The organism is Pseudomonas sp. NPDC087612 (genome assembly GCF_044743505.1).
In the GTDB taxonomy this organism is placed as follows: domain Bacteria; phylum Pseudomonadota; class Gammaproteobacteria; order Pseudomonadales; family Pseudomonadaceae; genus Aquipseudomonas.
In genome coordinates, this window is record NZ_JBIUWO010000010.1 from 250287 (window position 1) to 262207 (window position 11921).

The following is an 11921-nucleotide window of genomic DNA, read 5'->3' on the forward strand; positions in this document are numbered from 1 at the left end:
TCAACGAGTTGTCGTGGTCTTTTGCGGTCAATTGTCATGGAACGACTGCAAACTATGGCGCCAACCCCACACGCGCGGACCTCGCAACGGATGACCCGAGCGCTGTTTTTGTTGATCGTGCTGAGCTTCTCGCTGCTGCCTGCCTGGCCGGCCAGCGCGCGTCTGGCCGGGCCGCAACAGGCGGTGCCCAAGACCCCGGCGCGCGACCTTGCGCAAATCCGCAGCAGCCGGGTACTGAAGGTGCTGGTCAACCAGAGCCGCAACAGCTCCGGTGAAGTCAAGGGCGAGCCGGTGGGGGTCGAGTATCACCGCCTGCGCGCGTTCGAGCATTACCTCAATGCCCGCGCCCGTGATGGCGAGGAAATCCGCCTGAAGATCATCCCTCGCGCCAAAGACCAGTTGCTGGCCGCCTTGCAGCGCGGCGAAGCCGACCTGGTGGCGCCTGGCGAGCTGGTCGACCCGACCTCTACCCGCGGTCTCAGCGCCAGCGATCCGGTGGTCGACAAGGTGCCGCTGGTGCTGGTCGGGCGCAAGGGCGAGCGCAGCGTCCAGCGCGTCGAGCAGTTGTCCGGGCGTACCCTGGCGCTGACCAGCTCCAGCGCGGCCGGCGACACCCTGCACGAGATTAACCAGAAACTGGCCCTGCGTAAGCTTGCGCCGATCAAGGTCGAGTGGGTCGACCCGACGCTGGCCGTGGAAGACGTGCTGGAGATGGTCCAGGCCGGGATCTTTCACCTGACCGTGGTCGAGCAGCCGATTGCCGAACGCTGGGCCAAGGTCATGCCCAAGCTGCGGGTCGAGCGCAAACTGCACCTGGCCAGCCCCGAGGCCATGCGCTGGTACGTGCGCCGGGATGCGGTGATGCTGCACGCCAGCGTCGATCGTTTTTTGCAGGGCTACAAGGCGCCGGCCAACCAGGACGCAGCGTTCGAGCGGATCTACCGGCGCCTGTACCGGGTGCACAACCCGTTGGCGCGTAGCGACCGCAAGCGCCTGGAGGCCTTGCGCCCGGTGTTGCAGCGCCATGCCAGCGCACAGAATATCGATTGGCTGAACCTGGCGGCGGTGGCCTTCAAGGAGTCTTCCCTTGACCCGAGCGCGCGCGGCGCCGGTGGCGCCCACGGGCTGATGCAGATCACTCCCAGTGCCGCCCAGCGGGTCGGGGTGAGCAATATTTCCAATGTCGATGGCAATGTTCAGGCCAGCGCCCGCTACATGGCGCTGATTCGGCGCAAGTTCTTTGCCAGTAACCAGCTCAACGAGCGTGAGCGCATGGCCTTTACTCTGGCGGCCTACAACCTGGGGCCGGAGCGGGTCCAGGCGATGCGCGCCGAGGCCCGGCGGCGGGGGCTCAATGGTAATCAGTGGTTTTTCCAGACCGAGCGCATTGCCATGGAGCAGGTGGGCATGGGGCCGGTGAGTTATGTGAACAGTGTCAACAAGTACTTCCTGGCGTTTGATCGGGAGCGGGCTTCGCTGGAGCCCAAAGGGGGGAAGGGTAGTGGGCGCAAGTAGGGGGGGTGTTGCTCATTAGGGTTCAGGGAGATCCGGATGGGGCGGGGATGCCGAGTCCTTTGCGCCCTTACGGCGCCTTACTTTTTTCAGTCGAAAAAAAAGTAAGCAAAAATTCTTGCCCCACCAGGGGCCCTGCGCTGCGCTTCGGGTCCCCTCGCTCCGGTGTCGCTACGGGGCATTGCGAACTACGAGTTGCAAGCAACTCTACGTTTCGCAACTTCGGCTATCGCCGAAGGTGCTGCGCACTCGCCCCTTCGCAACACCTGCGCTCGGCCCTTCTGGTTAACGGGGCCGGATAGATCAAGAGCAGATCAAGATCAAGAGCACAATTCGCTTCGCTCTTGCTGAGCGCGGCTTGTCGACATTCCGGGGTTTTTTAGTCCCAGGGCCGTTGACATTCCACCCGCAGCGCCTCTAGGATGCTGACTTGCGCCGATTTAAACAGCTACTTGCGGGGCGCAGGGTTACCTCTTCGGGGGTTTCACCAAATACCGCTAAAACGCTGGTTCGGTGACGCCTCCCACCGCAGCCCAGCGGGTTTTGCGAGGCGGAGATCTAACCCCATGAGTTGTCCACGTTCCAGTGTTTGCCTGACCCCGTTGCCCGCCAGCCAGGGCACGCGCACGCCGCGTATTCTTCTGGGCGGCAGCCATCAGCCAACCCTCCTGCGCTACCTTGACGGCTGGCCGCGTCGCAACAGCCGCAACACTGCCTTCCTTATCCAGTTCGCCGACAGCCGCGATTCCCTTGGCCAGTTTGCCAACGACCGTTTCGATCTCGCCGTGATCCAGTCGCCCAGCGCCGACGACGCTGCCGAAGTTATCGGCCACCTGACCCGCGTCGCCCGCCAGGGTTTGATCACCCGGGCCTGAACAGCCCGGGCCCGGGCGTCAATGCGCCTTGGCTTTCCTGATCCGTAGCAAAATCACCAGCAGGGTCAATATCACCACCGGCGCCATGCCCAGCAGCGCTTCGCGGGCAGTGATCTGTGCGCCGAGGGTGTGCAGGCCGGCATAAAAGAGCTTGAACAGGCTCAGCAGGTAGTAGCTGATGGCGATGATCGACAGGCCTTCGACTGCCCGCTGGATTTTGATCTGGGTGTCGGCGCGGGCGTTGAGGCTGCGCAGGATCTCGGCGTTCTGTTCTTCCATCTCCACCTGCACCCGCGCCTGCAACAGGTCGCCGAGGTTGGCGACGCTTTCGGCCAGGTGCTCCAGACGCTGCTCGCTGGCCGCGCAGTAACGCACGGTGGGCTTGAAGCGCCGCTCGATGAACACCCCCAGGCGCTGGCAATCGCCGACATGGCTCTCGCGCAACTCGCCCAGGCGCTCGAACACCAGTTGCGCATAGGCCTGGGTGGCGCTGAAGCGGTGGCGGTGCTTGACCGTGCTGCCGACCACCTGGCGCGACAACTGGGCGATATCGGCCAGCAGCGCCTTGGCATTGCCGCCGTCGCTGCTGACGTTACGCTCCGACAGGCTCACCAGTTTACGGTCATAGGCGTCCAGTTGCGGGCCCAGGGCCTTGGCGGCGGTCAGCGACAAAGACGCCATCATCCGGTAGGTCTCGATCTCCAGCAGGCGGCGGATCATGCGCCCCTGGCGGTAGGCATTGAGCCGGCGGTTGATGAACAGGAAGCGGTTGGTGCCATCGGCAGTCAGGCGAAAATCACTCCACACCACGGCATCGCCACCGCCCACGCACGAGCCGCTGGGGTCCTTGAAACCGTAACGGCTGAGGTCGAGGTCGTGTTCATCGCGTACCAGCACCTGCACCGAGTTGATCATCTGCTCACGGTAGGGCTCCACACCTGCAGCCAGGGCGGCGGGCAAAGTGCTCCAGTGCAGCTCGGCGCTGGCGGCGGGCACTACCAGGGTCAGGGTGAAGAACTCGGAATGGCGCTCCCATTTGAACGGATGGCCGTCCAGCGTGGTGATGCCCTGGGCGGCATCGGGCTCGAAGGCGCCCGGGCAGCAACGCTGCAACAGGGCATTGCAGTCGGCATCGGCGCCGAGAAACGCCAGGTGGAAAACATGCGCGGGCTCATCGAAATACAGCGACGGGCGGGCGTGCAACTCGTTGTGCAAGGCGGTGCGTTGGGCGTGCATGCGGGTCAGACCGTATTGTTGTGGTTGTCTGCTGTTGCAGTGCCATGAGGGCACTCTCATGGGACTGGAACAGGCATGCACGAGTCACGTTGGCGCCGATTCAGAAGCCGCTTTCGCGCAGGGCAATCGCCGCCAGGTGGATCAGCCCCTCGCCCAGAAGGCTGCGCCGGGCAGCTTCGATCTGCAGGCGCCCGCGGGTTTGCGCCAGGTGTGGCGGCGCCTGTTCAAGTTGCACCAGAACATGGAACAGCGCCGGGGTCGGGATCAGTTCCTGGCTTTTTGCCGAGGTGTTCAGCGGGCCACCAAAGCGCGCCGCGAGCATTGGATGGGCTAACTGGCTGACGCGGGTAGTGCCGATCGCCACCAGCTTGCCGACTATCGCGCTGGCCTCACCTTCGGGGTAGAAGCGCACCGCAGCACCTGGGCTCAGGCGCTGCACCTCGTCCTGCTCGATATAGGCATCGACCTGCCAGCGACTGGGGTCGACCAGCACGCCGATGGCCTGGCGGCTGTTGAGCCACTGGCCGGGTCGCCAGTCCGGGTCAAGGTCCAGCCAGCGCCCGCGAAACGGCGCCTGCAGTTGCAGGCGGTCGATTTCCAGGCGGGCGGCGCGGCGGGTTTCCAGTTGTACGTTGAGGCGCTGGCGGGTGGCCAGGTCTTCACTGAGGCCGGCCGGGTCGGCAAGCAGGCCGTTCAGGCGTGCCTGATAGCCTTTGAGGCTGGCTTCGCTGCTGTTCATCCGTGAGCTGATGTCCGGTTCCTCAAGGCTGACCAGGGTGCTGCCGGCTTCGACTACGCCACTGGGGTGCACGGCTTGCAAGCGCGCCGGGTAGGGGGCATAGACGCGCAGTTGCTGTTCGGCGCGGGCGACGCCGATCGCCTGGACATGGCTGCGCCAGGGGAGCGCCAGCAGCAACAGCAGTAACCCCGCCAGCAGCCACAGGCTGTAGCGTCGGGCGTTGCTGACCAGCTTGCGACGCTGCCACCAGGCTTTCATTTCGCGCCCGACCGGCATGAGGATGAACCAGGAAATTTCCACGATGAACAAAATGATCCCGAGCAGTTTGAAGAACAGCAGGTAGACCGCCACGGCGATCCCCAGAAACAGCACCAGGCGGTACAGCCAGGTGGCGATGGCAAAGGCGATCAGGGCTCGCCGCGGGCCGGGGGCGAAGGGCTCCGGCCAGGCTTCCGGCAAGCCCAGCAAGCTGCGGCGCAAGGCTACCCGTGCCAGGGCCGAGGAGCGTTCGTGAAGGTTGGGGAAGTCGAGCAGGTCGCAGAGGATGAAATAGCCGTCAAAGCGCATGAACGGGCTGGCGTTGAGGGCCAGCGACAGCACCCAGCTGGTGGTGGCCAGGTACAGCAGGCCGTTGCGCAGCGGGCCGGGGTCGCACAGCGCCCAGCCCAGGGTGGCGAGGCCGGCCAGGCCCAGTTCGGTCACGATGCCGGCGGCGGCGATGGCCAGGCGCTGCCGGGCATGGCGCAGTTTCCAGCTCTCGCCGGTGTCGGTGTAGAGCATCGGCCAGAGCACCACAAAGGCGATGCCCATGTGCCCGACGCGCAGGCCCAGGCGGGTTGCCACCAGGGCATGGCCAAGCTCGTGCAGGGTCTTGGCCAGAATCAGCGCCAGGGCAAAGCTGAGCAGCCCGGCGGTAGAGAACGACTCCACCAGGGCGTGGGTGAAAGTATCCCACTGCTGGATTACCAGCAGCACCCCCAGCAGGCTGAGCAGCACCACCAGTACCGCGGTCAGGGGTTGGAACAGCCAGTCCAGGCGCCCGGCCAGGCGTTGCAGCCAACGCTCTGGGTGTAGCAGCGGCACGCGAAAAAACAGGTAGTGGTGCAGCCACCAGCGCCAGGTCAGCCAGGCATTGCCCTGGCTACGGCTGGCCAGGCGCCCGACCGCTTCCGGGCCGGGGCGCAACAGTTGGTGCTGGTCGAGGAACTGGCAGAACTCCAGCACCTGCTCGACGTCCGGGCGCAGTGCGGTCCGCGCATGGATGTCCTGGCAGATCTGTGCCGGGCTCTGTTGCCAGCGCAGCAGGCATTCGAACTCCAGCCAGCCGATCCGGTAGAAGCGGTTGGTCACCGTGTCCTGCAGGGTCCAGGCCGGTTCGCCGTCCTTGCCCGGTGCCACTTCATGCAGGCGCAGGTCGTCGCGCAGGGCGGGGGTCGGCAGGCTCGCCGCAGCCGCGATCACAAGCCGCTCCAGGCCCGCAGTGCGGCAATCGGCCGGCGCAGCAGGTAATAGCCAAGGACCACCCGCTCGCCATACAGCTTGGCCGTGCCGTGCAGGCCGAGGCGGGCATGCTCGGGCGCCTCCTCGATGCTCGCCAGCAGGCGATAGGCAACCACGCCATCGTCACTGGCCTGGGCCTGGTAGCTGGTCTCCAGTACCTGGCCCTTGAGTGGCGACAAGGGGTAGGCGGTGAGGAACAGGGTGACTTCAGCGCCGGGCTCCAGGGCGATGGCATCGGCCACCGGCAGCTGGATGCGCATCGCCGGCTGGCTGGGGTCGGCGACCTGCAGGATGCGCTCACCGGTGACCACTGGCTTGCCCAGCCAGTCGTTGGGGTCGCTGAACACGGCAACGCCAGCGCGCGGCGAGCGCACCTGGGTACGTTGCAGCTGCGCCTGTACCGCGGCCAGCTCGGCGCGGCGCTGCTGGACGCGGCCGTTGAGCAGGGTCAATTCGCCTTTGCTTTGCGGGTTGTCGAAGGCACGCTGGCTGGCGGCCATGAGCTCGGCATCGGCCACCGCCAGCTCTTTGCCCAGCACTTCGGCACGGCTGCGCAGGGTGGTTTCATCCAGGCTGAACAAGGGCGCATCCTGCTCCACCGGCTGGTTGGGGCGCACCTGCATGGCCTGGATGACGCCGTCGATCGGCGAGCTGATGTTCTGCGCCTGGCGCGAGACGATCTCAGCCGGTGCCAGGGCGCTCTGGCGCACCGGCACCAGCAGCAGGCCGGCGCCGAGCAGCAAGGCCAGGCCGACCTGGCGCTTGTTCGGTCGCCAGCCCAGCAGCCGTGGCTGGCGGCTGAAGCCTGCCCAGCAATGGGCCCACGTCTGCCAGACACCTTCCATCAACGGCGCCAGGCCGGTCGGCGGGCTGTCCAGCAGGTACACCACCAGGCCCAGGCGCGTGCCGTGGCGGTCGTTCAGCGGGATGCACCAGGCACCGGCCGGCCACCACTCGGCCCAACCCTGGGCAATGTCGGCATCTGGCGCGACGGCTTCACGGGCCAGCCAGCGCGGCTGGCCATCGGTGACCTGGGCGGCCAGCCAGCGGCTGGCGCGGCGCAGCCACACCAGGTAGGGCGAATCTTCTGCGGGCTTGGCCAGGCCCGAGACGCAAAGCAGCTCCAGCGTCTGCTCGCGCTGGGCAAACACCAGTGCCTGGCGGTGCTGCAGGAGGGGGAAGGGGTCGTTGGCGATGGAGAACGCCAGGGCGTTGAGCGAGTCGGCCGCCAGCGCCCGGTCACGCAGGGCGCTCAGGCTCAGCAACAGCGGTGCCGGTGGCAGGCGTTCAGTCATGGGCCGGGCTTAAGGTGGCAGTGCCACTCATGCCGGCAATCAGTTCCGGGTATTCGGCGTCCAGGCGCGCTTCCAGTTCCACGGTCTGCGCGACCGCATCGACCCGCGCATTGATGGCACTCAGGTGCGCCGGGTAAGCCTTGCCGGTTTCGTGGATGCTGACTTGCAAGGGGTTGCCGGTCTTGAGCCCGGGCAGCAGGTTGGACGGGACGTTGAGGCGCACCTTGAGGGCGCCATCGCTGACCAGGTCAAACAGCGGTGTACCCGCCACCACGGTCTGGAACGGTTTGACATGCACCTTGGCGACCCGTCCGGCAAAGGGTGCCTGCACCTGGCAGTAGGCGTTCTGCGCCTGTGCCAGGGCCAGGGCGCCTTCGGTTTTTTTAACCTCGGTGCTGGCCATGGCCACTTCCAGATCGCCCACCGCCTCGAGTTTGCGCAGGTTGCGCTTGGCGTCGAGGTTCTGCCGGGCCATGGTCAGTTCGGCGCCGGCAACCTTGGCCCGGGCCTGGGGTTCGGCGCAGTCGAAGCGGGCCAGCACGCTGCTCTTGCCGACCGGTTGGCCGAAACTTGCCTTGAGCTCACCCAGGGTGCCGTTCATCTGGCTCGACAGGGTGGTTTCCAGGTCAGCGGCGAGCAGCACGCGAATGGCGCTGGCATCGTCACCGGCATTGACTTGCGCCGTGGCCGGCGCCATCAGGCAGGCCATCAGCAGGGCGAGCAGCGGGCGCTCAACGACGTACGACATTGGCGGTTCCTTGTTGGCTAAGCAGCAGGCTTTGGTGTTCCTGGGTGTCCAGGGTTTTTTGCAGCGCCTGCGACAGGCTCTTGATGTCGTGTTTGTCGATCTCTTCAGGCAGCACGTTGAGGCCGACCGAGTTGTACAGCCGCCCCCAGGCCGCCTGGGCACTGGAGTAGGCGGCTTCGCGCTGGTAACGCGAAAGCAGGTAGCGGCCTTCGGCGCGGATCAGCTCCAGTTCCGAGCCGTAGGTGGTGTTGCGCGCGGCCTGGGCGTAGTCGAGCAGGCTCTGGTCGACCCGCAGGCTCTGGTCGGCGAACTCCACTTCCTGGCGCGCCAGCTGATAGCGAAGGGTGCCGACCCGTACCTGGGTCAGGATCGCCATCGACAGCGCCACCCGGCGCATGTCGTCGGTCTTGCCCTGGGACTCGGCGGCGCGATTGATGGACGGCAGCTGCAGCAGGCGCAACAGGTTCAGCGACACCTGCAGACCGGTCTCGGTCCAGTTGCTGTTGTACAGGTACTTGTTGGAGTCGTAGCGGTAGCCGACATCGACGGCGACGTTGGGCCACAGCTGCGCCTTGGCGATCTTCAGGTCGTTCTCGTTGACCCGCTTGCGGTACCACTCTTCCATGATCTCCGGACGGTTTTCCAGCGACAGCTGCTCCAGCCGGCCAATGTCGGTATCGAGCACTGGCAGCGCCGGCTCGCTGCTGTCGGCGAGAATCAGCCGCGAGCCCGGTGGCAGCGACATCAGTGCGGCCAGTTCCGACTGGGCGAACTCCAGGTCCTGGCGGCGCACCGTCAGCAGGTAGATGGAGTCGAGCAGGGCGCGCTGATAGGCCAGTACCTCCTGGCGCGGCAGCAAGCCCTTGCCTTCGGCCTGGCGTGCCGAGAGCAGGGCCTGGTGCGTGCGCACCAGCAGTCGGTCGACCTGGGGCATCAGGCGCTGGGCGCCGACTGCGCGCCAGTAGGCGTTGCGCACGTCCTGAAGGACGTTTTGCGCCACCTTGCGCCGACGCTCCTCGGCCATCAGGATCTGGTCGCTTTTCTGCTGGGTGCGGTAATAGGCGACGCCGAAGTCCAGCAGGCTCCAGCTCAGGCCCAGGCCATAGAGTTCGCGGTAGCGCTCTTCGGAGGTCGACGCGCGCAGGCTTTCTTCGCGGTCTTCGATACCGATCGAGGTGCCGCCGGAGTCGTTGTTGCGCCCGGCGTAGCCTGCCGAGGCCACCAGGCGTGGCAACATCTCGTGGCTGGAAACATCGCGCAGGTCAGCGGCCAGCGCGCCTTCCATCAGTTTCAGGCGGTAATCCAGGTTGTACTTGAGGGCGCGCGCGGCGGCTTCATAGAGGGTGATGGGGGTGGTCACCGGCTCCTGCTCGGCGTACATCTGCGCCTGGTCGGCAACGATTCGCTGACGCTGTTCGTCCTTGCTGTACTCATGCGGCTTCATGGCCGAACAGGCTCCCAGCAGCAACGCACAGCCAATGGCGGTGCTCAACAGGTTCAGGGGGGCTTTTGGCATGGTCAGTCCTTGGTCCTTGCGTGTTCGGTCGGTAGGTCGGCGCTGGCGCGCAAGCGCTGCGCGGCCTCGCGCAATTGCGCGCGCAGGCCCGGGGCGGTGCGGTTTTCGGCCGCTGCGGCGAGCTGGCTGTCGCCACGGGTCAGGTTGTCGCGGCTGCTGGCAAACACCGAGGGATCGGCCAGCAGGCCGTCGGCACTCAGGTTCAGGCGGCCATGGCGGCCGAGCATCCAGGCCAGGTCCTGTTCGCTGTCGTTGCGGCTTTGCGCCACGCTGCTGGCAACGAACTGGCCGGGCACCAGGCCGAGCCTGGCCTTGAGCGTGGCACTGCGGATTTCGGGGGTGCGCCCCAGGCTCAGGTCGCTGCCATCGGCTGCCCAACCGGAAAGCTCCAGGTCCCGTTCGTCCTGCTCGACCACCGGTGTGACGAAGATCGCCGGTTCCAGCGTCGGCAGCGGCAGGCGCCCGAAGCGGTCGCGGTCGGCGCTGTCCAGGTGCGGGCCAGCCGGTGCCGGAATGAACGGCGCGGCGATGTCCAGGTCGATGACCAACTGGGCCAGGTCGGTAGCCCCGGCCCGGTCGCCGACGGTGTAGGTAAAGACATCCTGCAACACCCGGCCCAGGCCCGCGGCGGCCAGCACCTCGGGGTTGCTCAGGTCGATCTGGTAGCGGTAGCTGCCATCGGCATTGATCACCAGGGTGCCGTAGCGCCCTGCCAGCGGCTGGCCAACACTGCCGCCGGTGCCCGTGGCGGCCTCGCTGCCGGTGCGAATGCCGACTACCTGCAACTGGTCGGCGGCGTCCACGTCGGTGTCGTTGCTCAGCACGTTGCCGGTGGCGTCGCTGCCGGCAGTGCCGTTGGCAACGCCACCGGCCTCGACCGCGATGCCTTCGTCATTGACTGCCACCGGGGTGTCGTTGGCGCCATGCACGGTAACCGTCAGCGCTGCACTGCTGCTGGCGCCGGCCAGGTCGGTGGCGGTATAGACGAAGCGTTCGACCAGGGTCTGCCCGGCCAGGCGCAGGGCCTGGACCTCGGCGTTGTTGTTGTCGACCAGGTACAAAAATCCGCCGCTGGAGGACACGATCAGGCTGCCGTAGCGACCGCTGATCACGACCGCGCTGCCTGAGGCGAGGTTCTGCGCCGGCTGGCCTTCGAGGCCGATGGCGCTGACCCGCAGCACGTCGGCGTTGGTGGCGATATCGACATCCTGGTCGTTGCGCAGCAGGTTGCCGCTGGGGTTGACCCCCGGCAGGCGGTTATTGGTGCCCCCGGCTTCTACCGCATCGATGGCATCGTCAACTGCCAGTGGCGCATCGTTGACCGGTGCGAGGATGATCTGCAGGCTGTCCTGATCAGTGCGCGCGTCCTGCGGGTTTTGCCCGGGCAGGCCGTCGCCATCGCCATCGCCGAAGCCGCCGCGGTCGTTGCTGAGCACCGTGAGGGTATCGATGCCGTTGAAGTTGGCATTGCCCAGGTAGACCAGATTGGCCAGGGCCTGGTTGAGCGCTGTGAGGTTGCCGGAGAGGCTCAGGGTACCGCTGCCGTTGCCCACCACCGAAACCCCGGCGGGCAGGGCAGACAGGCTCAAGGTGCCGTGCAGCACACTGAGGGTGATGTCCATGATGCCGTTGCCGATATCGACATCGCTGACGCGAATGCCGCCGATGGCCAGTGGCGTGTCTTCAAAGCCGTTCTGGGTGCCGGGCAACTGGTTGACCGGGGCATCGTTGAGCTGCACGAAGCCGGCGTCGGCGTTGGCGCTGCTGCCTTCGCCCAGGTTGATGTCGATGCGCCCCAGCGCGCTGCCGGCATCCGAGTCGATGCGTACGCGCAGCTCGCCCAGCGGCTGCGGATAGGCGACGGTGCCGCTGGGCACGTCGATACGGAACACGCCGCTGGGCAGCACACCAAAATGGTAACGGCCATTGGCGTCGGTGGTGGTGGTAAACACCTTGTTGTCGGCGCTGCTGTCGAGGTTGCCGTCCAGGCCGGCCCAGGTCAGGGTCACGGTCTGGCCGGCCAGGCCCGGGCCATCGGGGATGGCGCTGGTCGTGGCCGAGGCGGTGTCGTCCCAGAGTGTGCCCTGGATAAGTCCCAGGCCCGCAGCGTCGCTGAGGATATAGGTGTTGGGGCTGGCGCCAGCGCCGGTGCGTTCGCCCTCGGCGCTGCCGTCGCTGCCGACGCTGGAGCCGCCCCAGCTGTTGAAACTCTCCGGCAGGCTGGTCCAGGTCAGAGTGGCATTGCTGCTGGCGATTGCGGCCAGGTTGGGCAAGGTGACCTGGTAGGTGACCTTGACCTGGTCGCCGACATTGAGCTTGGCAAAGTCGACACCGAGCCCGCCGCTGGTGCCGAACGTCACCCCCGCCGGCAGGTTGCTGGCCGTGTACAGCGTGCCGTTGAGCTCGATGCCGAGCAGGCTGTAGCTGCTGCCGGTGGGGAAGCTGTCGCGTAGCTGCGCGTCGTAGGCGGCAATGCCGCCGGTGTGGGTGAAGGACAAGG

The 11921-nt window shown here is 66.3% G+C and carries 8 protein-coding genes; 2 read left to right on the forward strand and 6 right to left on the reverse strand.

Annotated elements, in window-relative coordinates:
- Window positions 1-90 precede the first annotated feature (90 nt).
- A complete protein-coding gene (locus ACIOVF_RS21560; protein ID WP_401292383.1) occupies window positions 91-1515 on the forward strand; it encodes a transglycosylase SLT domain-containing protein in 1425 nt (474 codons plus the stop codon).
- 563 nt (window positions 1516-2078) lie between these two features.
- The gene (locus tag ACIOVF_RS21565; RefSeq protein ID WP_045194777.1) at window positions 2079-2387 is read left to right on the forward strand and encodes a hypothetical protein; all 309 of its coding nucleotides are present in this window, start codon (window positions 2079-2081) and stop codon (window positions 2385-2387) included.
- A gap of 18 nt (window positions 2388-2405) precedes the next feature.
- Here ACIOVF_RS21565 and ACIOVF_RS21570 read toward each other — a convergent pair whose 3' ends face one another.
- The 6 genes from ACIOVF_RS21570 to ACIOVF_RS21595 all read right to left on the reverse strand — a co-directional run bounded on the left by ACIOVF_RS21570 (window position 2406) and on the right by ACIOVF_RS21595 (window position 11919).
- A complete protein-coding gene (locus ACIOVF_RS21570; protein ID WP_045194776.1) occupies window positions 2406-3623 on the reverse strand; it encodes a DUF3422 domain-containing protein in 1218 nt (405 codons plus the stop codon).
- 100 nt (window positions 3624-3723) lie between these two features.
- Entirely contained in the window at window positions 3724-5820 is a 2097-nt protein-coding gene (locus ACIOVF_RS21575; RefSeq protein WP_401292386.1) for an HlyD family efflux transporter periplasmic adaptor subunit, read from the reverse strand.
- On the reverse strand, window positions 5820-7157 hold the full coding sequence (locus tag ACIOVF_RS21580) for an efflux RND transporter periplasmic adaptor subunit (protein WP_045194774.1): 1338 nt from the start codon (window positions 7155-7157) through the stop codon (window positions 5820-5822). Before ACIOVF_RS21580 ends, ACIOVF_RS21575 begins: the two co-directional genes overlap by 1 nt.
- Window positions 7150-7905, reverse strand: a complete 756-nt coding sequence (locus ACIOVF_RS21585) for an efflux RND transporter periplasmic adaptor subunit (RefSeq protein ID WP_045194772.1) — start codon at window positions 7903-7905, stop codon at window positions 7150-7152. Before ACIOVF_RS21585 ends, ACIOVF_RS21580 begins: the two co-directional genes overlap by 8 nt.
- On the reverse strand, window positions 7889-9421 hold the full coding sequence (locus ACIOVF_RS21590) for a TolC family protein (protein ID WP_045194770.1): 1533 nt from the start codon (window positions 9419-9421) through the stop codon (window positions 7889-7891). The genes ACIOVF_RS21585 and ACIOVF_RS21590 overlap by 17 nt, the downstream gene beginning before the upstream one ends.
- A 2-nt stretch (window positions 9422-9423) precedes the next feature.
- The gene (locus ACIOVF_RS21595) at window positions 9424-11919 is read right to left on the reverse strand and encodes a VCBS domain-containing protein (RefSeq protein WP_401292342.1); all 2496 of its coding nucleotides are present in this window, start codon (window positions 11917-11919) and stop codon (window positions 9424-9426) included.
- Between the last annotated feature and the right edge of the window lie 2 nt (window positions 11920-11921).